The following is a 24,556-nucleotide window of genomic DNA, read 5'->3' as shown; positions in this document are numbered from 1 at the left end:
CCTCACCCGTTCGCCGGACTCGATCACTCCTTCGGTTTTTTGCGTGCTGCGCTGGGTGATCTCGCGTCAGCTTCCCGCGACCGGGACGGTGTGGGTGACCCAGCACGCGCCGGTGTCGAGGTGCAGCAGGAAGGACGCCGGTTCCGGGAGGAAATCGGGGACGCCGCCGCTCAGCGCGAGTCCACTTTGGAGGTGCGTGCTGGGAGCGACGGTCAGGGTGGTGCCCGCGAAGGCGGCGGTCGCGGGCCGGTGGGCGTGGCCCGCCAGCACCCGGGCGACGTTGCGGTGACCCGCGAGCACTTCGGCCAGTTCGGGGCCGTCGGCCAGCGCCATCCCGTCCAGGAAGGGGATGCCGATCGGGACCGGCGGGTGGTGCAGGCAGACGATCGCCGGAACGTCCGGCCTGCGCGCGAGAACTCCGCCGAGCCATTCCAGCTGGGCCGTTCCCAGGTGCCCGCCCGGCGAGCCCGGCACGTGCGAATCCAGGACGACCAGTGTGAACGCGGAGTAGTTCACCGCGTAGTGCGATTCTCGCGCACCGCCCAGGAAGCTCGTTCCGCCGAACTCCACCCGCAGTGCTTCGGGGTCGTCGTGGTTGCCCGCGGCGAGGTGCAGCGGTAGCGGGAAGTCGTCGATCACCTCGCGCAGCGCCCGGTACTCGTCCGGCTCGCCCCGGTCGGCCAGGTCACCGGTGATCACCACGCAGTCCGGTCGCGGGTCGATGGCGAGGACGCGGGCGAGCGCGTCGCGGAGCGCCGCCGCCGGTTCGGCCGGACCGTCCGTCACGAGGTGGGGGTCGCTGAGATGTGCGATCGCTGCGGTCATCCCCGGAGCGTTCACGACCGGGGACGCCGGGCTCAACCGAATTCGGTTCAGGCCCGCCAGGGGCTGGGCTTGTCGGTGACGCGATCGGACCCGAGGACAACGCGAACTTCCCTCTTGTACGCTGCGTGGTCGGATTGCTACGTTGGTCTGTTCGGTTCACGCTTCTGGGGAAGGGCGATGATGGCTGCGGACGAACGTCCGGTCGAGCAGCAAATGGCGGAGTTGGCGCGGCAGTCGCCGAACTTCAGCTTTCTGACCAACGAGGACCTGTTGTTGGCCGCACTGGGGGCTAGTGCCGAGCACCACGTCTTTTCCGAACCGTCGATCGCCGCTCTCCGGGCGCGGCAGTTCGCCGAGGTGCTGGTGAAATGGCTCTGCACGCGAAGCGGTCTTCGGTTCGGTGCGAGAACCATGCTCGGACCGCGCCTCGATGCACTGACCGATCAGGGCGCAGTCGATGGCATGGTGCTCGATGCGTTGTCCAAGCTCAAGGATCTCGGCAACCAAGCCGCGCACGAGTACTACGCCTCACGTAATCAGGCGTTGGACGCGGTGCGACGGTGCTTCGTGCTGGCGAGTTGGCGACTGCGGATCGAGACCGACGACCGCACGGTGCGTGCGTTCGCTCCTCCCTCGCGCCCGGAGGTCGAGCCGAAGCCGACGTCGCTGGCCGAACGTGCGGAGCTGAACAAGCTGAACGAGGAGGTCGACCGGTATCGGACCGAGCTCGACGAGCTGCGTTCGTCGTTGGACAATGCGGAGAGCGCGCGAAACCAGGCCGAGCTCGATCTGGAGCAGTCCCGCGCGGAGCAGGAGCACTGGCGGTCGGTGGCCGATCGGCTCTCCGACGATCTCCAGCGTTTGTTGGAGGAGCGGGAGAACGCAAAGCCGGAGAAGGTTTCCACGCGCGAGCGCGAGGACTTCGTGCGTCGCTCGCGGCGTGCCTGCGAACCGCCGCTGACAGAGGCACAGGTTCGCGAGCGCCTGGACGAGCTCCTGAACGCGGCGGGGTGGGCTGTCCAGGACGTTCCGAACAAGGCCCTGGGCGTGGCTACTGGTGTGGCGGTCAAGGAGGTCTACACCGACGGTGGCTATGCCGACTACTTGTTGTATGTGAAGACCCGGCTGGTCGGTGTCATCGAGGCGAAGCGTGAAGGCGAGGATCTGACCAAGGCACAAGCGCAGGCGTCCCGCTATGCCGAGGGCTTGACGCAGGACCAGCGGTCCAACGCTTGGCGTGCGGAGCTGCCGTTCCAGTACGCCACCGATGGCAACGAGACTCGGTTCCGCAACGAGCTGGACCCCAAGCCGCGGAGCCGGCGGGTGTTCGCTGTCCACCAACCGGAGACGATCGCGGCGTGGATGCGGAACGCCGACAAGGACGAGACCCATCCGACGCTGCGTGCGCGACTCACGCGGTTGCCGGATGTGCCGTTGGACAAGACGAAACTCCGCGCCGCACAGTTCGACGCCATCACCGGCCTGGAGAAGTCGTGGGCTGAGAACTTCCCGCGCGGACTGATCCAGATGGCGACCGGCGCGGGCAAGACGTACGCGGCGGCCGGTTTCAGCTACCGGTTTCTCAAACATGCCGGGGGAAAACGGGTGCTGTTCCTGGTCGACCGCAACAACCTGGGCGACCAGGCGTTGTCGGAGTTCGAGAACTTCACCACCCCGGACACCGGGCGGAAGTTCGGGGAGCTCTACAACGTGGGCTGGATGTCGGGGTCGACAGTGCTGGACTCCAGCAGCGTGGTCATCTCGACGATCCAGCGGTTGTGGCTGGCGCTGACCGATCGGGAAATTCCCGCTGACGTCGCCGATGATGACGACCTGGCAGGTCTGCCAGATGGACCGGCCGAGGTAGGCTATAACCAGAAGATCCCGCCGGAGGCGTTCGATCTGATCGTGGTCGACGAGTGTCACCGGTCGATCTATGGCAAGTGGCGGGCGGTGCTGGAGTACTTCGACGCGTTCCTGGTGGGGCTGACGGCGACCGCGCTGCCGGTGACCCACGGCTTCTTCGACGCCAACGAGGTCAGCCGCTACAGCTACGAGGATTCGGTGATCGACGGCGTGAACGTGCCGTTCGAGGTCTATCGGATCGGGACCCGGATCGGGGAGCAGGGTTCGACGATCGGTGCCGGCAATGTGGTGCAGATCCGCAACACCAAGACCCGCAGGGAACGGCTGGAGGACTTGGATGAGGACTACGTCTACACCCCGAACCAGGAGGGCAGGAAGGTCCTTTCGAAGGACCGCCTGCGCACTGTGATCACGGAGTTCCGAGACAAGCTGTTCACGCACATCTTCCCGCCGGCGGTCACCGGGCGGGAACGCAAGTACGTGCCGAAGACGCTGATCTTCGCGCGAACCGACGAGCACGCCGAGGAAGTGGTCGCCGAGGTTCGCCGGGTGTTCGGTGAGGGCGATGCGTTCTGCCAGAAGATCACGGCGAATGCGAAGAAGGCGAAGGACCGGTTGCAGGAGTTCCGGAACTCGGCGGAGATGCGGATCGCGGTGACGGTCGACATGATCGCGACCGGGACCGACGTGAAGCCGCTGGAGTGCGTGTTCTTCCTGCGGGAGCCCAAGACGTGGTCGCTGTTCGAGCAGATGAAGGGCCGCGGTGCCCGCACGATCGATGCGGCCGATCTGCGCCGGGTGACGCCGGACGCGGCGGAGAAGACGCATTTCGTCATCGTCGACGCGGTGGGCGTGACCGATTCGCCGCGGATCGAGACCAGGCCGTTGGAGCGTTTCACCGAGCGGCAGATCAGCCTGGAGAAGCTGCTGAAGAAGGCCGGGTCGCTGACGCTGGATTCCGACGAGGCGCAGACGCTGGGTGCGCGGTTGGCCGCGCTGAACCACCAGCTCCATGACGACGAGCGGGCCGGGGTCGAGGACATGGCCGGGCAGCCGTTGCAGGAGATATCCCGTGGACTGGTCCATGCCGGGGATCCCGAGCGACAGGCGGAGGTGCGGGAGCAGGCGATCGAAGCGGCCGGTGGTGACGTGTCGGCGGGGAGACCTGCGGTCGAGCAGATGCTTGCGGACGCGATCCGGCCGCTGGCCGACAATCCGGAGCTGCGGGAACGGGTTCTTCAGCTCCGGCGCTCGCACGACCTGGTCATCGACGACATCAGTAAGGACGAGATCACCGTCAGCCGAGGCTTGACGGAGGAGGAACGCGCACAACAGGTCGTCGACTCGTTCCGCGACTACCTGGCCACGCACCGGGACGAGATTGCCGTGTTCGAGCTCGCGTTCCGTGAACGCCGCAATCCGCGCGAGGTTTTCGGGAAGCTTCGAGACCTGGCGAAGAAGCTGGAACGGCCGCCGTTCAACTGGACCTCGGAACGTTTGCTGGACGCCTACGACAAGCTCGGCGCGGTCGCCAAGCGCAACGGGAACAGTCCGGGGGTCGCGGAGCTGATCACGATCCTGCGGCACGAACTCGGCATGGACGACAAGATCCGCCCGTACGGCAGCATCGTGGAAGAGCGGTTCGCGGGCTGGCTGCTGCGGCAGGAACAGCAGGGCACCACGTTCACCGTGGACCAGCGGTGGTGGCTGGACCAGGTGGTGCGGGTCATCGCCAAGAACGTCACCTTCCAGACCGCCGACCTCAACGACGTACCCTTTGCCGAGCACGGCGGCAGCCGCGCCTTCGCCTCCGCCTTCGGCGACCGCGCGAAGGACATCCTCGACGACCTGAACCAGGAGCTGAGCGCGTGAGCGACCTACCCACCGGCTGGGAATGGACGACCTTGGGGGAGATCGCGGAGGTGCGACTCGGTAGGCAACGGTCGCCCAAAAACCACAACGGCAGTCAGATGCGTCCGTATCTGCGTGCCGCCAATGTGGGCTGGGACGGATTGAAGCTCGATGATGTGAAGGAGATGAACTTCACCGACGACGAAGCTGAGACCTACCAGCTGCGCAGTGGTGACATTGTTTTGAGTGAAGCGTCGGGGAGTGCTTCTGAGGTAGGAAAACCTGCCATGTGGAACGGTGAGATCGATGGATGCTGCTTTCAGAACACGTTGATCAGAGTTCGGCCGAGCAAGGAAGTCGACCCGAGGTTCCTGCTTTTGTTTTTGAAAGGAGAAGCTCTTCGCGGGGCTTTCGTCGAGCACTCTCGCGGCGTGGGAATCCATCATCTTGGGGCGGCGAGGCTAACTGAGTGGCATACCCCTCTCCCGTCGCTGGCGGAACAGCGCCGGATCGTTGCAAGTCTCGAAGGCTACTTGTCCCGTGTCGACGCGGGCATTGGGATTCTTCGAAAAATCGGGAACCTTTCAGGTGCAGAAGGACGTGCAGAGCAGCTTCGCCGGTCGTTGCTGCGGGAGTCGTTCGCCGGGCGATTGGTGGAGCAGGATCCCACCGACGAGCCTGCCTCCCTGCTGTTGGAGCGGATTCGGGCGGAGCGGGAAAGCGCATCTAAGGTGAAGCGGGCGCGGAAGTCGCGGGCGAAGGCGGCTGTGCCTGCACGAGAGAGCAAGACTGACCGGTCGTTGCCGGAGCCCAACAAGCAGGACGCGCTGGATCTTGGGCTGTGAGAGACGCGGGTGCCTGGCTGTGGCACCCGCGTCGGCGCGTTACCCCTTGAGGTGGTTCAGGAACCGGGACCACGCTGCGCCGTCGAAGACGAGCGTGCCGCCGTCGCGGTCCTTCGTGTCGCGGACTCCGACGACGTCAGGCCCGAGCGCGATTTCGACGCATTCGTCCTGCGTCGGGCTGTAGCTGCTCTTGAACCACTTCGCGTCCGATAAGTCGTGCTGACACATGGCGGGACCTCATGTTCGTTCCGAGTGCTCCTGTCCTACGGAGTGTATGAGGTCCAGCGACTCCTTCGGGCCGAGCGCTGCTGCCTGAAGTCGGTTCCACAGCCCGTTGTATGCGGCGACGGCGTCCTTCGAGTCGAGGTACCGGGCGTCGTCGAAGCACTCGACGTAGACGAACTCCAGATCGGCGGCGATGCCGTTGGACGGGATCTGAAGCAGCGTGAAGTCGTAGGAGATACCGCCGGTCGAAGTTGCTGCATTGAACGGCATAACCTGGATGTTCACGTTTGGCCGCTGAGCCAGATCACGGAGGTGGTCTAGCTGTTCGCGCATGACCTCGGTGGTGCCGACCTGTCGGCGCAGGCATGACTCGGACAGCACGAACGACAGCGTCGGTGGCTTGTCGCGTTCGAGCGTCCGCTGTCGTTCCTGCCGAGATGCGACCAAAGCATCGACGCCTTCGTCGTCACGGCGGACCGAGGCGGTGTGCAGCGACCGCATGTACGCCTCGGTCTGGAGGACGCCCGGCACGATCTCCGTCTTCGCCTGGCGAAGGTTCTCCGCGTCGGTCTCCAAGTCGATGTACATGCGGAACCACTCCGGGAAGACCGCGCGATAGCCGCTCCAACGGCCACGGGCGCTGCGGGTCTTGGCCAGCTCGAACAGCCACTGGGACTCCTGCGGATCGACGCCGTAGAACTCCAGCAGCAGCTTGAGATCGCCCTTGCTGATGCCGCCGGTGCCCTGTTCGAGACGGCTGATCTTGCTGTCCGCGCAGTCCAGTTCCTTCGCGGCTTCCGCCTGCTCGCGGCCTGCCTTCAGCCGCGCGTGGCGGAGTTCGTTGCCGAGCTGGAGCCGTCGAACCGTCGGTGTTGCCATCCATCGCCTCCTCGTGGTCCACGCGAAGAGTATTCGATAAGTCGCACCCACTCGAAAGTAATCACATTGAGCGACTAGTAAAACTGCATCTGCGTTTTTAAGCTTGCGGCGACTCGGTTGATCAGATGGGAGCGTGTCGATGAGCGAACCGGTGCGGCGGCACTACTGGCTTCCGGTGCCCGATCCGACCCGGCAGACGTTCGTGCGGCACGCGTTTCGTGGTCGGCGCTGGGAAGCCAGTCGAGCGACATCGCCGTCTGCGGTGCGCAGGTGGCGATGGCCAAGTCCAGCGAGATGGACTGGTGCACCGCGCCGACCTGCCTGGAATGCAACACGGCTCTGATCGAGGAGTTCCGGTGGTGAACTCCACCTGATCCCGCAGGCCGGTTCGATGCCGATTGCCCCCGACCACTCGGCATCGAACCTTCGCGGCCGGTCGGCGCGCCTCCCCTCCCCCGAGCGCCGACCGGCCGCACTCATGTCGTGCGTCCGTGGGAAAATCGTTTGTTCCGGCGAGCAGTACGCGTCCGGTCGCGTCAGTGAGGAGCACGGTGAGCACCGCCCAGAACCAGGCCGAAACCCGTCGTTTGGTCGACAAGCTGTGGAGCTACTGCAACGTCCTGCGCGATGAGGGCGTCTCCACCATCGACTACGTGGAACAGCTGACCTTCCTGCTGTTCCTCAAGATCGCGCACGAGCGGGAGACTGACCCACTGGCCCCGGAGCGGATTCTGCCGAGCAGTTGGCAGGGGCGTGGTTGGGAAGAACTCGAAGGCACCCAGGGCGACGAGCTCAAGCACCGCTACGAACGGCTGCTCGCCGACCTCGGCGACCAACCCGAAGGCACGCCGCTGAACCTGATCTTCGGCAAGGCGCAGAACCGGGTCCAGAACACAGCCAACCTCTCGAAGCTGATCAACGATCTGATCAACAAGGAGATCTGGTCGGGCAAGGGCACGGACGTCAACGGCGACGCCTACGAGCAACTGCTGTCCCGTGGCGCCGCCGACACGAAGACCGGTGCGGGCCAGTACTTCACGCCGCGACCGCTGGTCGACGCGATGGTGCGGTGCATGCGTCCGACGCCGCAGGACACCATCACCGACCCGGCCTGTGGCACAGGCGGATTCCTGCTCGCCGCGTACGCGCATATCGTCGACAAGCACGCCGCCGAGCTCGACCGTGACGAACTCCGTGCGCTGGCAAGCAAAAACATCTGGGGAACCGAGCTGGTGCACGGAACCGCGCGGCTGGCGGCGATGAACCTGCTGCTGCACGGCATCGGATCCTGGGACGGTGGCCAGGTGATCCACGTCGAGGACGCGCTTGCCATGGGCGGCCGGAAATCCAGCCTGGTGCTGGCTAATCCGCCGTTCGGCAAGAAATCCTCGATCACGGTGGTCGGGGAGGACGGTAAAGCGACCCGCGAAGACGTCGCCTACAGCCGTAACGACTTCTGGGTCACCACCACGAACAAGCAGCTGAACTTCGTCCAGCACATCGCCAAGCAGCTCGACATTCCCGGCCGTGCTGCCGTGGTTCTGCCCGACAACGTGCTTTTCGAAGGCGGCGCCGGCGAGACGATCCGGCGGAACCTGCTGCACGACTACGACGTTCACACCCTGCTTCGGCTGCCGACCGGGATTTTCTACGCCGGCGGGGTCAAGGCGAACGTGCTGTTCTTCGACTCGAAGGTGCCCACCCCAGGGCAGCCGTTGACCAGTAAGCTCGCCGTGTACGACTTCCGCACCAACCAGCACTTCACGCTCAAGACCAAGGCGCTGCGCGCCGACCACCTCGACGACTTCGTCGACTGGTACCTGTCGGCCGACCGTCCCGAGGACCGCAAGCCCAACGACCTGGTCCAGATCTTCGACTACGACGAACTCGTCGCGCGGGACAAGGTCAACCTGGACTTGATCGGCTGGGTCAAGGACGACTCCGCCGAGGACGCCGACTCGCTGTTGCCGCCGGAAGTGATCGCCGCGGAGATCGTCGAGGACCTGCAAGCCGCGCTGTCCGAGTTTGCTGCCGTCGCCGAGGCACTGGGAACCACGGCGAAGGAAGACGAATCTACCGACTGAATCGGACTGCTCTCCTCGTGTGACGGGTAGTCACAGCATGATCACGTTGGTGTGCAACGTAATCCAGGTCTGCTGTGGTTGCCCGTACGGCCCCGCGACGCGCCACCTCGGCTGGCGCGGCGGGGTCGACGACGTTCGAGGAGAAGCGACGAGGGAGTCGTATGCTGGGATACCGCAGCGTTTTCGAAGTGGAGCAGGGGAATCGGGACATCCCCGCGCTCACTTGCGAGCAGCTGCGCTCTTGGTTGGTGCATAAGAAGTACGACGCGGACGCGCTGCAGCTCGGTGCCTCGGCGCGATTGGCTGACGACGTCGACGGCATCATGCTCGAACGCATGGGGCTGGACGGTTCGTACGCGATGCGCGTGCGCATCGTCGAGAATCAGCCGCAGGGAGCGTGGACAAGTCAGCTCACCGTCCTGGTCCCGGGCAAGGACGATCCTGCCGTCGTGTGGCTGGATGTCACGAATCCCGAAGTGCTCTCCGACGATGATGATGAGCCTCGGCAACGTAGGCAATGGACCGCCACTCCAAGGCTCGTACGCGATCTGCTAGCTGTACTTCCTGCTCGGGACAGCAGCGCCCGGCTCGAAACCGGACCACGTCGCGTTTTCGGAGACGAAGCTCTGGAACTCGTCGACGTCGTCGGCGATCCCAAGCGCCGAGGCCCGGTCTATCTTGCTGGAAGCGCTGACCTCCTGCCGCAGTACGACTGGCTCAAACACGTCGGGAAACTGCTGAACCAAACCGTTGGCATCGGGTCCGGCTACGTGCTGGACCCCGAGGCCACCGAGATCTTCTCCCGGGCGGTGGGACGAAGTCATGCGGTGGTTCCCGGAACGATGCGTACGTTCCTGCCCGGGGTGGAGTTCGGCGACGCGGCCGACGCCCTCCGGCATCGAGTCCTCAGCACCAGCCGGATCGTCAAGGACGACACGCAGCGTCTCGCCAGATTGCTTGGCTGGCGTGCCCGGGATCTTGCTATCGAGTCCCGACTGCCTAAAACGATTACCAGGTTGGATCAGCACTTCGAGAAGCAGCTCGACCAGATCCTGGTCGGCGACGACGCGGAACCGGTTGCCGTACGCGGGGCCGCGACCTCGCAAGGTGTTGTTGACACGGGCCTCCCTGGTATTCGAGCCGATCGGGTCGCGGTCGACCTCCGGGACGCCGAGCTGCTCCGGGTGCTCCACGACGAACTCGATGGCGAGCTGAGCGTCGAACGACTGCGGGAACTCATCGGCTTCGCCGAAGCAAGGCAACGCGAACAGACGAACCGGGCTGCTCTGTCGCAGCGGTTCGAAGAACTGCAGAAGCGCAACGCCGAACTCCAACGTTCACTCGACGAGATCAGCGAACAACTGGATGACGAGACGCTGGAGCTCGCCGAGGCGCGGGCGGACCTGAAGAAGGAAACCGCCACGACCGGACACCTTCGACGGCTGCTCGCCGATGCCCAGCGATGGGACGACGCGTGGTCACAGCCGGTGGAATCCGAGCTCGATGGCTTGCCGGAGTCGTTTCTCGACGTGCTTGCCCGGTTCGACGAGCTGTCGTACGTGGAGTTCACCGGGGACAAGGAGAAAACCTTCGAGCTGGAAGAACGGGACCGGATGGGAGTCTGGGCAGGCAAGACCTGGGAGGCGTTGCTTGCCCTGGAGGACTACGCGCGTGCGTCGGCCGAAGGGCGATGCGACCGCGACGTCGACGGCTATCTCCGCAATCTGCCGGACCGGTGCCACGGATACTCGCCCAAGAACCACGCCAGGGACGAGAGCGAGGACGTTCGCCGCAACGCCAAGCTCCGGGGTGCTCGGGAACTCCCTGTGCCGCCCGAGTTCGACGTGAGTAGGCGTGCGTACATGGGTGCCCATTTCAAGATCGCCAAGTTCGGGATGATCAGCCCCCGGATGCACTACCTGGACGCCACAGCCGCGACTGGCAAGGTGTACGTCGGTTACATCGGTGCGCACCTGCGAACCAAGATGACCAACTGAAGGTCCCGGTACGTGCCCGTGGGTTCAGGCCCGCCAGGGGCTGGGCTTGTCGGTGACCGGCCGGGTCGGGTCCTGGTGCGCCGGGAAGTCCGGCTCGTCGGCGCGGAGCGGGACGAGTCCCTCGGTGATCGCGCGCATGATGCGGTCGCGGGCGCGGGCGGCGTCGCCGGTGCGTTCGGCGGCCAGGTCGCTGAGGTCGACCGGCGCGCCGAAGTGCACCTTCATCGTCGGGCGGCGGCGGATCGCGCGCAGCCACGAGGAGAACAGGATCCACAGGTCACCGCGGCTCTCGACGCGGACCATGCCGTAGCACATCGCCTCGTGCGCGCCCCACTGGCTGATCGGGACGACCGTGGCGCGGGAGGCCAGCGCCATGCGCGCGACGCCGGTCTTGCCGCGTTCCGGCCAGAAGCCCGGTTCGAGGCTGATGCGGCCCTCCGGGTACATCAGCACCGGCCGGTGGTCCTCCCGCAGCGCGTCGACGACGCGGTCGAGCGCTTCGGCGGCGGTGGCCTTGCCCCGGTCGGCGCGCACGTGCTTGCTCTTGCGCAGCACCCAGCCCAGGACCGGGGCGTCGAACAGGCCGCCGGTGGCCAGGAAGCGCGGGGCGATCCGCCTGCGGCGGCAGGCCGCGATCAGCACCAGGGCGTCGAGGTTGCCGATGTGGTTCGACGCCAGCAGCAGCGGCTTGCCGCGCAGCGCGTCCGGCACGTCGCCGGTGACCACCAGCTTGCCGGTGAGCGCGATGACCGCGCGGTCCACGAGCATCAGCGCACGCCACAGCCTCGGCGCGTCGCGGTAGAGCTTGTCCCGATCGCTTCGGCGTGTCGGCTCGTGCGGTGTCGACGGCAGGGCAACCATGATGTCCGAGCATCCCACGAACCACGCCCGCGCAGGAGCGGATCACCCGAAAATCCAGCGCCCGCTCACTCTCCTGTGGCTGGTGTGACCGGAGAGGTGGGTAAAGATACCGTGTGGGGCATGGCGAGCCGGACGACTGGGCCTACCGGAGGGACGCGGAAAACCCCTGCAAAGGGCACTTCCGGGGGGTCCTCGCGGAGCAAGGGCACGACCCGGAGTAGCGGCTCCGCGGCGAAGGGTGGCGGAACCCGGCGGAGCTCTTCGAGCGGAGGTTCCGCGCCGCGACCGTCATCGACCCACGCGCCGCGCCGCACCCCGCCGAAGAAGAGCTCCGGAGCGAAGCGGAGTTCCGGATCGCGGAAGAACGCGGGCGTCGGACGCGGTCTCGCCCGCGGTGTCGGCGGCATGTTCCGCGCGCTGGGGCGTACCAAGGAGCTCGACCCCGCGCACCGCCGCGACGGGCTCGCGCTGATCTTCCTGGCCATCGCGGTCGTCGCCGCCGCCGGGGTGTGGTGGCACGCGGGCGGTCCGGTCGGCCAGTGGTTCGACTGGGGTCTGCGCTCGATCATCGGCGACGCCGCGGTGGTGCTGCCGGTGGTCCTGCTGATCACCGCGGTCGTGCTGATGCGCACCGAGACCAACCCGGAAGCGCGCCCGCGCGTGGTGATCGGTGCGTTGCTGCTGGTCCTGGCCGTCCTCGGGGTTCTGCACATCGCTTCCGGCGCGCCGAAGGACCTCGCGCTGTGGCCCGGCGCGGGCGGGGCGATCGGGTTCGTCGCGGGCGGTCCGCTCGCCCAGGGGCTCACCGGTTGGGTCGCGGTTCCGGTCCTCGTGCTGGTCGGGCTGTTCGGGTTCCTGGTGCTGACCGGCACCGCGGTGCGGGAGATCCCGGCGCGGCTGCGCGGGCTGGGCCAGGACGAGGAGCAGGCGGCGGAGCCGCCGGACGAGCGCGAGCCCACCGAGGTCAAGCTCCGGCGCCCGTCCCGGCGGCGGCAGGCCGCGATGTCCGAGGACTCGCAGCTGTCCCTCGACGACGTCGAGCCGGAGCGGCCGAAGCCCAAGCCGAAGCCGGCGCCCAAGCCCGCCGAGGTTCCCGCGGCACCGCCCGCCGAGGACGACGCCAAGCCGCACATCAGCCGCACCGTCGAGGGCGACTACCAGCTGCCGCCGCTGGAGGCGCTGCAGGACGGCGACCCGCCGAAGGCCCGCAGCAAGGCCAACGACTCGATGATCGAGGCGATCACCGCGGTCCTGGAGCAGTTCAACATCGACGCGCAGGTCACCGGGTTCACCCGCGGCCCGACCGTCACCCGCTACGAGGTCGAGCTCGGCCCGGGCGTGAAGGTCGAGAAGATCACCGCGCTGACCAAGAACATCGCCTACGCCGCCGCGACCGACAACGTCCGGCTGCTGGCACCGATCCCGGGCAAGTCCGCGGTCGGCATCGAGGTCCCCAACAGCGACCGCGAGATGGTCCGCCTCGGCGACGTGCTGCGCTCCTCGAAGGCCACCGCCGACGGCCATCCGCTGGTGATGGGGCTGGGCAAGGACATCGAGGGCAACATGGTCACCGCGAACCTGGCCAAGATGCCGCACCTGCTGTGCGCGGGCTCCACCGGTTCCGGCAAGTCCAGCTTCGTCAACTCGATGCTGGTGTCGCTGCTGGCGCGGGCCACCCCGCAGGAGGTCAGGATGATCCTGATCGACCCGAAGATGGTGGAGCTCACGCCGTACGAGGGCATCCCGCACCTGATCACGCCGATCATCACCCAGCCCAAGAAGGCCGCGGCGGCGCTGGGCTGGCTGGTGGACGAGATGGAACAGCGCTACCAGGACATGCAGGTCAACCGCGTGCGCCACATCGACGACTTCAACGCGAAGGTGAGCTCCGGGGAGATCACCGCGCCGCCGGGCAGCGAGCGCGAGTACCGGCCGTACCCCTACATCCTGGCGATCGTCGACGAGCTGGCGGACCTGATGATGACCGCGCCCCGCGACGTCGAGGACGCGATCGTGCGGATCACGCAGAAGGCGCGGGCGGCCGGTATCCACCTGGTGCTGGCGACCCAGCGGCCCTCGGTGGACGTGGTCACCGGTCTGATCAAGACCAACGTGCCGTCCCGGTTGGCATTCGCCACTTCCTCGCTGACCGATTCGCGGGTCATCCTCGACCAGCCGGGCGCGGAGAAGCTGATCGGCATGGGCGACGCGCTCTACCTGCCGATGGGCGCGTCCCGGCCGGTGCGGGTGCAGGGGTCGTTCGTCAGCGACGAGGAGATCCACCGGATCGTCTCCTTCACCAAGGACCAGGCCGAACCGGACTACACCGACGGCGTCACCGCGGCCAAGGCGGGGGAGAAGAAGGATGTCGACTCCGACATCGGCGACGACCTCGACGTCCTGCTCCAGGCCGCCGAACTGGTCGTGACCAGCCAGTTCGGGTCGACGTCGATGCTGCAGCGCAAGCTGCGGGTCGGGTTCGCCAAGGCGGGCAGGCTGATGGACCTGCTGGAGTCGCGCGGCGTGGTCGGGCCGTCGGAGGGGTCGAAGGCGCGCGAGGTGCTGGTCAAGCCGGACGAGCTGGAGAACGCGCTGTACTCGATCCGGGGCGGGCCTCCGCCCGGCGGAGAGGAGTGACCAACGGCTCGGCGTTCCGGACGCCGGGCCGTTGCCGTTTTTCGCATTTCACTTCTCGTTTTCCCGATAGTTCTCGGCCATTGTTCGCGTTGCTCCGTTCGGAGTCTTCCGGATTGCCCTGAATGAATTCTTCAGTGCGGTTTAAGTGCCGGTTTGGTGCGATATATTCGCCGCCGCAGATCTGAGGTCGGTATTGACCACGGCCGGTGATTCCGCGATTTTTCCGGAGGTTCCCCCGACATGTCCGGCAGGAAAGTCCGCGCAGGTTCGGCGATCGTGCTGTCGCTGTTGATGATGGCCGGTCTGCACCAGACCGCGGTGGGAACGGAGCCGCCGGCGAGTGACGTGGCTCCCGCTGACGTGGAGAAGGGGGAGATGCTGCGGCAGGGCGGCAGCAGCTACCCGCGGGCGATCCGGCTGGAGCACGGCGAGGGCAGTGGCCGGGTGCTGGCGAGCATGACGACCTATGTGGACAACGCCGGGCGCGCGGTGATCTACGAGAGCACTGACGAGGGGAAGTCCTTCCGGCAGGTCGGCGAAATCCGCGACCCGGAGGGCGAGAACACCAAGGGCATGTGCTGCTCGACGATCTACGAGCTGCCGCGGCAGGTCGGTGACATGCCCGCCGGGACGCTGCTGTGGGCGGGCACCGCCGGTGTCGGCGCGGATGCCGAGGAGCGCGAGGCCAGCATCCGGGTGTGGCGCAGCGACGACCAGGGGCGCACCTGGAAGTTCCTGTCGACGATGGTCGACGCGCCGCGCGGGCCGGGGGTGTGGGAGCCGGAGTTCACCGTCTCCGCGCAGGGTGAGCTGGTCGCGCTGTACTCCGACGACGGCGATCCCAAGCACGACCAGAAGATGGTGCAGGTCCGGTCCAGGGACGGGTTGAACTGGACGGATCTCAAGGAAACGATCAAGAACGACAAGTTCACGGTCCGGCCCGGCATGGCGGGCGTGCGGAAGCTGCCGGACGGCACGTACGTGATGGTCTACGAGGTCTGCAACTACGACCCGGACCACATCTGCACCGTGTACATGCGCACCTCCGAGGACGGTTGGGACTGGGGCGACCCGTACGACCTCGGCACCGAGATCACGTCGAACACGGGCGCGCAGCCGCTGGGGACGCCGACGATCGCCTGGGCGCCCGGGCCGGGGCGCAACGGGAGGCTGCTGCTGGCGTACCAGCTGCTGGCGCTGGACCGCGGTGGGCTGGCGCCGGGCAACGGCAGGACGCTGCTGGTGAGCGACGACCCGTCGAACCTGGGCAAGCCGTGGCGGGAGATCCCCGCGCCGGTGCAGATCAACTACAACCACGGCAACGTCTGCCGGAACTTCAGCCCGACCGTGCTGCCGACCGAGGACGGCGAGTCGGTCATCCACATCACGACCGATTACGAGAAGTACATCGGCGGACCTTGCGAGGCCTGGTTCGGCGTCGGGCCGATCGACGGTGCCGGCGCTGCCGCGCCCGCGGCGCGGCCGATGGACTCGCGGTCCGGGCGCTGAGGGGCGGGGGCTGAGTCTCGGGGGCAGTGGGGCGGGTTTGGTTGCGGTTGGCGGGGTTGGGTTGTTTCGGCGGGCCGTGGCTTTCGAGGCGCTGACACGCGTCGGTGTGTCGGGGTGTTGAACCGATCCTGATCCAATCCTGATCCCATCCGACACGTATCGGCGTGTCGGACGTGGCTGGTGCCCGACACGCCCGGGCGTGTCGGGGAGATGAAGCCGGACGCGTGCGAGCGTGTCGGTTGTTGATCGAGTCGGACATGCGCTGGCGTGTCGGGGACCGGCGGGGCTGCCCGACACGCGCCGGTGTGTCGGTTGTTGGCGGGGCTGCCCGACGCGCGGCGGCGTGTCGGGGTGGTATGAGCGCCGGGGCCGCGACACGCGTGCGCGTGTCGGCCGCCGGTTCGGTGTGGGCGTCGGGCGGACGCGCAGCGCGAGCCGCCGAGTAGCGGCTCGCGCTGAAAGGTGCCGACGCCTCAGCGGCGGAGGGCGGCGTGCGAGCTGTCGAGCTCACCGACCGAGCGGACGCCGAGCAGCTGCATGGTCCGCACGATCTCGGTCCGCAGGATGTCCACCGCGCGCTGGACGCCGCGCTGGCCTCCGGCCATCAGCCCGTACAGGTACGCCCGGCCCACCAGGCAGGAATCCGCGCCCAGCGCCAGTGCCGCGACGATGTCGGCTCCGCTGAGGATTCCCGTGTCGAGCAGGATCTCCGCGCGGTCGCCGACCGCTTCGCGGGCGGCGGGCAGCAGTTCCAGCATCGTCGGCGCTCGGTCCAGCTGCCGGCCGCCGTGGTTGGACAGGATCACCGCGTCCGCGCCGAGTTCGACCACCCGGCCCGCGTCGGCCGCGTTCTGGATGCCCTTGATCACCAGCGGGCCGTCCCAGGCCTCGCGCAGCCACTCCACGTCGCCGAAGTTCAGCGTCGGGTCGAACATCTCGTTGATCAGTTCCGCGACCGTGCCCTCCCACCGGCTGAAGGTGGCGAACGACAGCGGCTCCGTCGTCAGCAGGTTGAACCACCACGCCGGGTGCATCGCACCGTCCGCGATCGTCTTCAGCGTCAGCGCCGGCGGAATCGTCAGCCCGTTGCGCAGGTCCCGCAGGCGGGCACCCGCGACCGGGGTGTCGACCGTGAGGATCAGCGACTCGTAGCCCGCTTCCTTCGCGCGCTGCACCAGGTCGCGGCTCGCCGCGCGGTCGCGCCAGACGTAGAGCTGGAACCACTTGCGCGCGTCCGGGGCCGCTGCCGCGGTGTCCTCCAGGGACGTCGTGCCCATTGTGGACAGTGCGTACGGGATTCCGGCCTTCTCGGCCACGCGGGCCACCGCGGGTTCGCCCTCGTGGTTCATCATCCGCGTGAACCCGGTGGGGGCCAGTGAGAACGGCAACGCCGACGGCCGGCCCAGGATCGTCGTAGTCGTGTCCACATCGGACACATCTCGGAGCACGGAGGGGTGGAACTCCACGTTGCGGAACGCCCGTCGCGCGCGGAGCAGGCTGGTCTCGCCCTCGGCCGCGCCGTCGGTGTAGTCGAAGACCGCGCGGGGCGTGCGGCGCCGGGCTATCGACCGGAGGTCGCCGATGGAGTGCGCGCGGGCCAGCCTGCGCTCGGTGAGGTCGAGCTTCGGCGGCTCGATCCGCAGCAGCGGTCGGAGTTCGGACCAGCGGGGCAGTTGTCGCCGTACCATCGGGAACCGTTCCTTTCTCGCGCGTGCGAGAGGCACGTTACCGATCTCCGCGTGGCTGAACCGAGGCCGCGACGCTCTGCGCGGCCGACCCGACCACGCGACCGCCTCGACCGCGCCCCGGGACGCCTCAGCGGACCTCGACGACCTCGCCGGCCGCGGTCCGCGCCGAGTACGACACGACCTCGCCGCGCGCGCCGTACGTCGGCTTGACGTCCGCCTGCTGGAGCGCGTCGGCGGTGGACGCGCTCGACCCGCCGAACTGGCGGACCGCCAAGTAGTAGACGTTGGCCGCACCCTTGCAGGCCGCGTCGTCGCCGCAGCCCGAGTACATGTCCGCCTTGAAGTTGTCGTCGATCCGCAGCCGGTTGTCCTCGCTGAAGCGGTCCTGCCGCTTGTAGTTGCGGTAGCCGAAGTCGTGGCGGTCGCAGCTGGAGGAGAAGTCGTAGCCCAGCGGCTCGTCCGGCGACCACGAGCAGCTGTCCGACGACCAGTCGAGCTGGTCCGGGTACGGCTTCTCCGCGCGCACGTCCACGAACTCCGGCAGCGAGATCTCGAACAGGTACCGGTCGGTGATCTGCCGCAGGTCGTCGTCGGCGTGGGCGGTGCCCGCGGTCAGCAGCAGGGCTCCCGAGGCCGCCGCCGCGGCGGCGAAGCGTCGCCCGGGTGAGTTCTTCACGGTGATCTCCTCGGATCAGGCGAATGACTCACCGTGTTATATCGGTCGCGGCCGGTGTCCGGGATGCGCTCGCGCGATCTCCACGTGAAAGGACGATTACGGTTCGGTGCTCAGCCGTGCAGCTCCAGCAGCATCCGGGTGTTGCCGAGCGTGTTCGGCTTGACGAACGGCAGATCCAGGAACTCGGCCACGCCTTCGTCGACGCTGCGGCGCATCTCCGCGTACACCTCGGGCGTCACCGGCGTGCCGTCGATCGGTTCGAAGCCGTGGCGGCGGAAGAACTCCGTTTCGAAGGTGAGCACGAAGATCCGCGCCAGCCCCAGCTCGCGCCCGGCCTCGATCAGCCTGCGGACCACCTGGTGCCCCACGCCCTTGCCGCGCACGGTCGGGTCGACCGCGACCGTCCTGATCTCGGCGAGGTCCTCCCAGAGGACGTGCAGGGCTCCGCAGCCGACGATCACGTCATCCGCCTCGGCGACCCAGAACTCCTGGACGTCTTCGTAGAGCGTGACGAGCTGCTTGGTGAGCAGCACCTTCCCGGCGTACTTGTCGACCAGCGCCTTGATCGCCCGGACGTCCGCGATCCGGGCTTTTCGGATCACTATCGCTTTGGGCGCATAGTCATGCATGGGGGACATGTTAGCCGTCCCGGTTCCCGTGGGCATGCGGTATTCCGCATGTGTCGGGATGCGCCAGCTCAGGCGTCCGGAACGCGCCGGCTCAGGCGTCCAGGTGCAGGAGCATGCGCGTGTTGCCGAGCGTGTTCGGCTTGACGTGGGCGAGGTCGAGGAACTGCGCGACGCCTTCGTCCGGCGAGCGCCGGATCTCGTCGTAGACCTCCGGCGGGACCGGGGTGTCCCGGATCGGCACGAACCCGTGCCTGCCGAAGAACTCCGTCTCGAAGGTGAGCACGAAGATCCGCGCCAGGCCGAGGTCGCTCGCGGTGCCGATCAGGGACTTCACCAGCGCGTTGCCGATGCCGAGGCCGTGGCTCAGCGGGTTGACCGCGACCGTCCTGATCTCGGCGAGGTCCTCCCAGAGGACGTGCAGGGCTCCGCAGCCGACGATCACGTCATCCGCCTCGGCGACCCAGAACTCCTGGATGTCCTCGTAGAGCGTGACGAGATCCTTGGCCAGCACCACTTTGCCCGCGTAGTGGTCGATCAGGGTCTTCATGGCGCGCACGTCTCGGATGCGCGCGGGCCGAACCTGCACAGACGTCATAGTTAGGTAAGCCTAACCTGAACGGTGCTGACCGGGGAGGGTAACGTCGATCTCGCCCGGCTCCGCCGGAGGCAGGCTCGTGCACGGGCCGGAAAGCCCTGGGCGATACGCTCGACGCATGTCTGTCGAGCACTCTTCTCGCCGAGTCGCCATGGTCACGCTCGGTTGCGCGCGCAACGAGGTCGACTCCGAGGAGCTCGCGGGCAACCTGCACCAGCGCGGTTGGGACCTCGTCCACGACGAGTCCGGCGCCGACGTCGTCGTGGTCAACACCTGCGGCTTCGTCGAGTCCGCCAAGAAGGACTCCGTCGACACCCTGCTGGCCGCCTCCGACACCGGCGCCAAGGTCGTCGCCGTCGGCTGCATGGCCGAGCGCTACGGCGCCGAGCTCGCCGAGCACCTGCCCGAGGCCGACGCCGTGCTCGGCTTCGACCACTACGGCGACCTCGCCGACCGGCTCGACGACGTGCTCGCCGGCCGCGGCATCGAGGCGCACCAGCCCCGGGACCGCCGCAAGATGCTCCCGATCACCCCGGTCGCCCGGCCCGCCGCGGCGGCCGGGATCTCGGTGCCCGGCCACGGCTGGATCCCCTCCGCGCGCGGCATCGCCCGCCGCAGGCTCGACGACTCGCCGGTGGCCGCGCTCAAGCTGGCCTCCGGCTGCGACCGGCGCTGCTCGTTCTGCGCGATCCCGTCGTTCCGCGGCTCCTTCCTTTCGCGGTCCGCCGAGGAGGTCCTCGGCGAGGCGGCGTGGCTGGCCGAGCAGGGCGCCAAGGAGCTGTTCCTGGTCAGCGAGAACTCCACCTCCTACGGCAAGGACAGGTCCGACCCGCGCGCGCTGGAGACGCTGCTGCCGCAGCTGGCGGGCGTCGACGGCGTCGACCGGGTGCGGGTGTCCTACCTCCAGCCCGCCGAGACCAGGCCGGGCCTGGTCCGGGCGATCGCGAGCACCCCGGGCGTGGCGCCCTACTTCGACCTGTCCTTCCAGCACTCCAGCGAGAAGGTGCTGCGGCGGATGCGCCGGTTCGGCTCCACCGAGTCGTTCCTGGCGCTGATCGACCAGATCCGCGAGCTCGCCCCGGAGGCGGGCATCCGCAGCAACGTCATCGTCGGCTTCCCCGGCGAGACCGAGGAGGACTTCGCCGAGCTGCAGGACTTCCTCACCCGCGCCCGGCTGGACGCGATCGGCGTCTTCGGCTACTCCGACGAGGACGGCACCGAGGCCGCGGGCTTCGACGGCAAGCTCGACGCCGACGTCATCGCCGCCCGCGTCGACCAGGTGTCCGGCCTGGCCGACGAGCTGGTCGCGCAGCGCGCCGAGGACCGCGTCGGCACCGAGGTCCGCGTCCTGGTCGAGCGCACCGACGACGAGGTCGCCGGCCGCGCCGAGCACCAGGGCCCGGAGGTGGACGGCGAATGCCTGGTCACCGATGCTGGGGAGGTCGCAGTGGGCGACGTGCTCCGGTGCCGGGTGGTCGGCAGCGAAGGCGTCGACCTCGTGGTGCGGCCGTGTCAGGAGGAGGGCGCATGACCGGGGTTCGTTCTTCTCGCGGCCGACCGGGCTCGGCGGGGTGGACATGACGCGGGAGGGCGCGGCCGAGGAGCGCGTGGTGCCGCTGTTCAACATCGCCAACGTGCTGACCATGTCGCGGCTGGCGCTGGTCCCGGTCTTCCTGGTCGCGCTGTTCTGGGACGACGGCCACGACGTGCTGTGGCGCTGGATCGCGACCGGCGTGTTCGCGGTGGCTTCGATCACCGACCGCATCGACGGGGACCTGGCGCGCAGGCGAGGTCTGGTCACCGACTTCGGCAAGGTCGCCGACCCGATCGCGGACAAGGCGCTGACCGGTTCCGCGCTGGTGGCGCTGAGCCTGCTCGGCGACCTGCACTGGTGGGTCACGCTGGTGATCATCGGCCGCGAGCTGGGCGTGACCGCGCTGCGGTTCTGGGTGATCCGGCACGGCGTGATCCCGGCCAGCCGCGGCGGCAAGCTCAAGACGCTGCTGCAGGCGCTGGCCATCGGCCTGTACCTGCTGCCGCTGGGCGACTGGGCGGACCCGGCCCGCTGGATCGTGATGGGCGCCGCCGTCCTGGCGACCGTGATCACCGGCATCGACTACGTCGTGCGCGCGCTGCGGCTGCGCGCGGTCGGCAGGCGGGCCCGGCACGCATGATCGTCGAAGCGCTGGGGGTGCCCCGGCAGCAGGTGGTGTCCGTGCTGGACGCGCTGCGGTCGCGCGGCGAGACGGTGGCGACCGCGGAGTCGCTGACGGCGGGCATCCTGTCCGCCGCGCTCACCGACGTGCCCGGGGCGAGCGACGTGGTCCGCGGCGGCATGGTGGTCTACGCGACCGACCTCAAGGCGAGCCTGCTCGGGGTCGACCCGGTCCTGCTCGACGAGCAGGGCGCGGTGCACCCGGTGGTCGCCGAGATGCTGGCGACCGGCGTGCGCGGGCGCTGCGCGGCGGACTGGGGCATCGGGCTGACCGGTGTCGCGGGTCCCGATCCGCAGGACGGCATCTCGCCGGGGACCGTGCACCTCGGTTTCGCCGGGCCCAGCGGGACCACGGTCCGGTCCGTGCACCTCGGCGGCGACCGGCACCTGGTGCGGGCTGCGGCCGTTCGGGTGGCGTTGGAACAGTTCCTGGAACTGCTGCGTTGAGTGATCCGACGGACCGGATCGACCGTGCGCAGCGGCAAGTCGCGCTTCCCACCCGACGGGCGGCACGTTCGCCCTTGGCGGACTTGTCGCTGATCGTTCTCGTGGATGGCACTTGATGAGTAACGTAGGGAGCGATGGCGCGTAGCGCACGCGGAAGGCGACGAAGAAGGGAGGCGCGAGATGACCGTGTTGTTGCGGGAAGCTGTCGGTGAACGACTGCGCCGCGCCCGGACCGCTCAGTCTCGGACCCTGCGGGACGTCTCGCGCGCTGCCCGGGTGAGCCTCGGCTACCTCTCGGAGGTGGAGCGGGGCCGCAAGGAGGCGTCCAGCGAGCTGCTGGCCTCCATCTGCGACGCCTTGGAACTGCCGCTCCCGGAGCTCCTGGTGACGGTGGCCGGTGACATGGACGGCTCGCTGATGGCCCCGGCCACGGTGGAGCAGGCCACCGACATCGACGGCGGCCGGCTGGTGCCCAGCCTGATCGGCACCCAGCTGTCCGAGTCCGAGCTGTCGGCGGGCGAGCTCGCGGGAGCGGAGGCGCACCAGGAGCCGGACACCAGGGTGTCCATCGAGGACTCCGCGGGCGACCTGCGCCTGCAGCCGGTGCTCAGCCAGCGCATCGGGGCCCCGGTGCGCACCTCCGGCGGCGTGGTCGTCGCCGCCTGAGACCTGCCCGGGCCCGCGGTCGGATCTGAACCGATCGCGGGCCCGTTCGGCCTGCGCGGCGCGGGTTCGTCGCGGTCAGGTTGCGACTCGGGGAAAATCCCGGAGATCTCCTGGGTCTGGTGGAAGCGCGTACCACGACCTGACACGATGGAACCTGTGGGCACACGGCTTCGTTGTGCCTCGTGGGAGCCGAGCAGGAGAGAAGGCAGGCGGAGGAGATGGCCAATCCGTTCGTGAAGGCTTGGAAGTACCTGATGGCGTCGTTCTCGTCGAAGGTCGACGAGCACGCCGACCCGAAGGTGCAGATCCAGCAGGCCATCGAGGAAGCTCAGCGGCAGCACCAGGCGCTGTCGCAGCAGGCCGCCTCGGTCATCGGCAACCAGCGCCAGCTGGAGATGAAGCTCAACCGGCAGCTCGGCGAGGTCGAGAAGCTGCAGGCCTCCGCGCGCCAGGCGCTGGTGATGGCCGACCAGGCCCGCAACGAGGGCGACGAGGCCAAGGCCCAGCGGTACGAGGAGACCGCCACCCAGCTCGCCAGCCAGCTGGTGACCGCCGAGCAGGGCGTCGAGGACCTCAAGACCCTGCACGACCAGTCGCTGGGCGCCGCCGAGCAGGCCAAGCAGGCCGTCGAGCGCAACGCGCAGGTGCTCCAGCAGAAGATCGCCGAGCGGACCAAGCTGCTCAGCCAGCTGGAGCAGGCCAAGATGCAGGAGCAGGTCTCGTCCTCGCTCCGGCAGATGACCGAGGTCGCCGCGCCGGGCAACACGCCTTCGCTGGAAGAGGTCCGGGACAAGATCGAACGCCGCTACACCACCGCGCTCGGCGAGGCCGAGCTCGCCCAGAACAGCGTGCAGGGCCGGATGCTGGAGGTCCAGCAGGCGTCGGTCGACGCCGCCGGCGCCAGCAGGCTCGCCCAGATCCGGGCGTCGATGGGCGGCGGTGGCCAGCAGCAGGTCACCGGTGGCCAGCAGCAGGTGACCAGCGGGCAGGACGCCGCCGAGCCGGCCACCCGCCAGCAGCAGCAGAACCCGCAGACGGGCCAGAACTGACAGCCGGGCCGGAACCGACAGACGGGCGGGAACCAGCTGGAACCCTCCGGCGGACCTGCATTGGGGAGCAGCGGTGAAGCGGGGCAGGAACGAACTCGCGGAACTGGGCGAGGCCGCGCTGGAACACCTGCGCGGCCCCGGTCTCAGCAGCGTCCGCCGGCTGGTGGCGAAGTGGCGCGATCCGCGCGCCCGGCTGATCCGGCAGCGCAACCGGGCGCGGCGCGCCACCATCGGCGGCGCCGTGACCACCGGGGTGCTCGGGGTGAGCTCGTACGGCTCCTACGCGCTCGACGCGATGTGGTCGGCAGGCGGCGCGATCGGTGAGGTCGCGCAGCAGGGCGCGGTCTTCGGCCTCGGCGGCCTCGCGGTCGCGACCGGCGCGGCGACGGTCGGAGCCGGGGTGCGCTACCGCAGGCTCAAGCGGACCCCGCTGCCGGAACCGCCGCCACCGTCGGTCGAGCTGCCGCCGGTCGGCTCGCAGGCGCGGGAGCCGATGCAGCGCCTGCGGGACGCCGAGCGCGGCCTGCACGGCGCGCTCGCGCAGCTCGCGTCGACCGGCAGCGGGAGCGAGGTCGCCGACGCGCGGGCGACCGCCGAACAGACGGCCGTCGCGTTGCGGCAGGTCGCGGACCGGTTGCAGGCGGTGGAGGCGGCGATGCCGCACGTCGCCGCGGCCGACCGGGACGCGCTGACCGCCGACGTGCGCAGGCTGCGCGCCGAGCTGGACGAGGGCGTCGAGGGGTACGGCGGCCTGGTCGCCGCGGCCGGGCGGGCGGTGGCCGCCAGCGGTGCGCCGGAGCAGAAGCACCTGATCCAGGACGCCACCGACCGGCTCGCCGGGCTCGCCGAGGGCCTGCGGGAGATGTCCGGCCCGGGCCGGGTGGCCGATCTCACCGATCCGCGCTCGGTGCGCCGGGAGGGCCCCGGCCAACCCGCGTGACCTCGTCCGAGCGACACGCCGACCGGCTTGGCATAACGGCTGGTAGTTGAGTTTTCCCCCGAACGAGTTCAG

The 24,556-nt window shown here is 68.5% G+C and carries 20 protein-coding genes; 12 read left to right on the top strand and 8 right to left on the bottom strand.

The window, feature by feature from the left end; translation table 11 throughout:
• Positions 1-66: 66 nt before the first annotated feature.
• Positions 67-825, bottom strand: a complete 759-nt coding sequence (locus tag ABD691_RS07780; protein WP_344678778.1) for a phosphodiesterase — start codon at positions 823-825, stop codon at positions 67-69.
• Here ABD691_RS07780 and ABD691_RS07775 point away from each other — a divergent pair.
• Together ABD691_RS07775 and ABD691_RS07770 are read left to right on the top strand one after the other, a co-directional pair.
• The gene (locus ABD691_RS07775) at positions 805-4,563 is read left to right on the top strand and encodes a DEAD/DEAH box helicase family protein (RefSeq protein ID WP_344678777.1); all 3,759 of its coding nucleotides are present in this window, start codon (positions 805-807) and stop codon (positions 4,561-4,563) included. The genes ABD691_RS07780 and ABD691_RS07775 overlap by 21 nt on opposite strands.
• Positions 4,560-5,387: a restriction endonuclease subunit S gene (locus tag ABD691_RS07770; protein ID WP_344678776.1), complete on the top strand. Its 828-nt coding sequence runs from the start codon at positions 4,560-4,562 to the stop codon at positions 5,385-5,387. Before ABD691_RS07775 ends, ABD691_RS07770 begins: the two co-directional genes overlap by 4 nt.
• A 39-nt stretch (positions 5,388-5,426) precedes the next feature.
• Here the strand turns inward: ABD691_RS07770 and ABD691_RS07765 are convergent, their stop codons facing one another.
• Positions 5,427-5,615, bottom strand: coding sequence for a DUF397 domain-containing protein (locus ABD691_RS07765; protein ID WP_344678775.1), 189 nt, complete (start codon positions 5,613-5,615; stop codon positions 5,427-5,429).
• A 9-nt stretch (positions 5,616-5,624) separates the two neighbouring features.
• On the bottom strand, positions 5,625-6,491 hold the full coding sequence (locus tag ABD691_RS07760) for a helix-turn-helix domain-containing protein (protein WP_344678774.1): 867 nt from the start codon (positions 6,489-6,491) through the stop codon (positions 5,625-5,627).
• Between the two features lie 398 nt (positions 6,492-6,889).
• Here ABD691_RS07760 and ABD691_RS07755 point away from each other — a divergent pair, with 398 nt between their 5' ends.
• On the top strand, positions 6,890-8,575 hold the full coding sequence (locus tag ABD691_RS07755; RefSeq protein ID WP_344678773.1) for a class I SAM-dependent DNA methyltransferase: 1,686 nt from the start codon (positions 6,890-6,892) through the stop codon (positions 8,573-8,575).
• 161 nt (positions 8,576-8,736) lie between these two features.
• Positions 8,737-10,572, top strand: coding sequence for a coiled-coil domain-containing protein (locus ABD691_RS07750; protein ID WP_344678772.1), 1,836 nt, complete (start codon positions 8,737-8,739; stop codon positions 10,570-10,572).
• 24 nt (positions 10,573-10,596) lie between these two features.
• Here ABD691_RS07750 and ABD691_RS07745 read toward each other — a convergent pair whose 3' ends face one another.
• Positions 10,597-11,340: a lysophospholipid acyltransferase family protein gene (locus ABD691_RS07745; RefSeq protein WP_344678822.1), complete on the bottom strand. Its 744-nt coding sequence runs from the start codon at positions 11,338-11,340 to the stop codon at positions 10,597-10,599.
• Positions 11,341-11,553: 213 nt separating this feature from the next.
• On the opposite strand from ABD691_RS07745, the gene ABD691_RS07740 reads away from it, so the two are divergent.
• On the top strand, positions 11,554-14,070 hold the full coding sequence (locus tag ABD691_RS07740) for an FtsK/SpoIIIE family DNA translocase (RefSeq protein WP_425565012.1): 2,517 nt from the start codon (positions 11,554-11,556) through the stop codon (positions 14,068-14,070).
• A gap of 240 nt (positions 14,071-14,310) precedes the next feature.
• Positions 14,311-15,579: a sialidase family protein gene (locus ABD691_RS07735; protein WP_344678770.1), complete on the top strand. Its 1,269-nt coding sequence runs from the start codon at positions 14,311-14,313 to the stop codon at positions 15,577-15,579.
• Between the two features lie 473 nt (positions 15,580-16,052).
• On the opposite strand, the gene ABD691_RS07730 is transcribed toward ABD691_RS07735, so the two are convergent.
• From ABD691_RS07730 to ABD691_RS07715, 4 genes are all read right to left on the bottom strand, one after another.
• On the bottom strand, positions 16,053-17,267 hold the full coding sequence (locus ABD691_RS07730; protein ID WP_344678769.1) for an alpha-hydroxy acid oxidase: 1,215 nt from the start codon (positions 17,265-17,267) through the stop codon (positions 16,053-16,055).
• Between the two features lie 127 nt (positions 17,268-17,394).
• The gene (locus tag ABD691_RS07725; RefSeq protein WP_344678768.1) at positions 17,395-17,943 is read right to left on the bottom strand and encodes a phospholipase; all 549 of its coding nucleotides are present in this window, start codon (positions 17,941-17,943) and stop codon (positions 17,395-17,397) included.
• Positions 17,944-18,053: 110 nt separating this feature from the next.
• Positions 18,054-18,572 (bottom strand): amino-acid N-acetyltransferase, encoded by a 519-nt coding sequence (locus ABD691_RS07720; protein WP_344678767.1) that lies wholly within the window; start codon positions 18,570-18,572, stop codon positions 18,054-18,056.
• Positions 18,573-18,663: 91 nt separating this feature from the next.
• Complete coding sequence (locus tag ABD691_RS07715; RefSeq protein ID WP_344678765.1) at positions 18,664-19,167, bottom strand: amino-acid N-acetyltransferase; 504 nt, start codon at positions 19,165-19,167, stop codon at positions 18,664-18,666.
• Between the two features lie 118 nt (positions 19,168-19,285).
• Between ABD691_RS07715 and rimO the strand changes: the two genes are divergently transcribed.
• The 6 genes from rimO (at position 19,286) to pspM (ending at position 24,484) form a co-directional block, all read left to right on the top strand.
• Positions 19,286-20,698: a 30S ribosomal protein S12 methylthiotransferase RimO gene (gene rimO / locus ABD691_RS07710; protein WP_344678764.1), complete on the top strand. Its 1,413-nt coding sequence runs from the start codon at positions 19,286-19,288 to the stop codon at positions 20,696-20,698.
• Between the two features lie 46 nt (positions 20,699-20,744).
• Entirely contained in the window at positions 20,745-21,341 is a 597-nt protein-coding gene (gene pgsA / locus ABD691_RS07705; protein ID WP_344678763.1) for a CDP-diacylglycerol--glycerol-3-phosphate 3-phosphatidyltransferase, read from the top strand.
• The gene (locus ABD691_RS07700) at positions 21,338-21,829 is read left to right on the top strand and encodes a CinA family protein (protein WP_344678762.1); all 492 of its coding nucleotides are present in this window, start codon (positions 21,338-21,340) and stop codon (positions 21,827-21,829) included. Before pgsA ends, ABD691_RS07700 begins: the two co-directional genes overlap by 4 nt.
• Before the next feature lie 180 nt (positions 21,830-22,009).
• Positions 22,010-22,495: a helix-turn-helix domain-containing protein gene (locus tag ABD691_RS07695; RefSeq protein WP_344678761.1), complete on the top strand. Its 486-nt coding sequence runs from the start codon at positions 22,010-22,012 to the stop codon at positions 22,493-22,495.
• A gap of 218 nt (positions 22,496-22,713) precedes the next feature.
• Complete coding sequence (locus ABD691_RS07690; protein ID WP_344678760.1) at positions 22,714-23,544, top strand: PspA/IM30 family protein; 831 nt, start codon at positions 22,714-22,716, stop codon at positions 23,542-23,544.
• A 73-nt stretch (positions 23,545-23,617) separates the two neighbouring features.
• Positions 23,618-24,484 (top strand): phage shock envelope stress response protein PspM, encoded by an 867-nt coding sequence (gene pspM / locus ABD691_RS07685; protein ID WP_344678759.1) that lies wholly within the window; start codon positions 23,618-23,620, stop codon positions 24,482-24,484.
• Positions 24,485-24,556 lie beyond the last annotated feature (72 nt).

This window comes from Saccharopolyspora taberi, from assembly GCF_039534165.1.
GTDB lineage: Bacteria > Actinomycetota > Actinomycetes > Mycobacteriales > Pseudonocardiaceae > Saccharopolyspora_D > Saccharopolyspora_D taberi.
This window is presented reverse-complemented; position numbering and strand designations above follow the sequence as displayed.

What these genes read in the sequence shown, in the direction of transcription:
- ABD691_RS07775 (WP_344678777.1), top strand. Translation starts at nt 805, where the DNA reads ATGTGCGATCGCTGCGGTCATCCCCGGAGCGTTCACGACCGGGGACGC.
- ABD691_RS07780 (WP_344678778.1), bottom strand. Translation starts at nt 825, where the DNA reads ATGACCGCAGCGATCGCACATCTCAGCGACCCCCACCTCGTGACGGAC.
- ABD691_RS07765 (WP_344678775.1), bottom strand. Translation starts at nt 5,615, where the DNA reads ATGTGTCAGCACGACTTATCGGACGCGAAGTGGTTCAAGAGCAGCTAC.
- ABD691_RS07760 (WP_344678774.1), bottom strand. Translation starts at nt 6,491, where the DNA reads ATGGCAACACCGACGGTTCGACGGCTCCAGCTCGGCAACGAACTCCGC.
- ABD691_RS07750 (WP_344678772.1), top strand. Translation starts at nt 8,737, where the DNA reads ATGCTGGGATACCGCAGCGTTTTCGAAGTGGAGCAGGGGAATCGGGAC.
- ABD691_RS07745 (WP_344678822.1), bottom strand. Translation starts at nt 11,340, where the DNA reads ATGCTCGTGGACCGCGCGGTCATCGCGCTCACCGGCAAGCTGGTGGTC.
- ABD691_RS07740 (WP_425565012.1), top strand. Translation starts at nt 11,554, where the DNA reads ATGGCGAGCCGGACGACTGGGCCTACCGGAGGGACGCGGAAAACCCCT.
- ABD691_RS07735 (WP_344678770.1), top strand. Translation starts at nt 14,311, where the DNA reads ATGTCCGGCAGGAAAGTCCGCGCAGGTTCGGCGATCGTGCTGTCGCTG.
- ABD691_RS07730 (WP_344678769.1), bottom strand. Translation starts at nt 17,267, where the DNA reads ATGGTACGGCGACAACTGCCCCGCTGGTCCGAACTCCGACCGCTGCTG.
- ABD691_RS07720 (WP_344678767.1), bottom strand. Translation starts at nt 18,572, where the DNA reads ATGCATGACTATGCGCCCAAAGCGATAGTGATCCGAAAAGCCCGGATC.
- ABD691_RS07715 (WP_344678765.1), bottom strand. Translation starts at nt 19,167, where the DNA reads ATGACGTCTGTGCAGGTTCGGCCCGCGCGCATCCGAGACGTGCGCGCC.
- rimO (WP_344678764.1), top strand. Translation starts at nt 19,286, where the DNA reads ATGTCTGTCGAGCACTCTTCTCGCCGAGTCGCCATGGTCACGCTCGGT.
- pgsA (WP_344678763.1), top strand. Translation starts at nt 20,745, where the DNA reads ATGACGCGGGAGGGCGCGGCCGAGGAGCGCGTGGTGCCGCTGTTCAAC.
- ABD691_RS07700 (WP_344678762.1), top strand. Translation starts at nt 21,338, where the DNA reads ATGATCGTCGAAGCGCTGGGGGTGCCCCGGCAGCAGGTGGTGTCCGTG.
- ABD691_RS07695 (WP_344678761.1), top strand. Translation starts at nt 22,010, where the DNA reads ATGACCGTGTTGTTGCGGGAAGCTGTCGGTGAACGACTGCGCCGCGCC.
- ABD691_RS07690 (WP_344678760.1), top strand. Translation starts at nt 22,714, where the DNA reads ATGGCCAATCCGTTCGTGAAGGCTTGGAAGTACCTGATGGCGTCGTTC.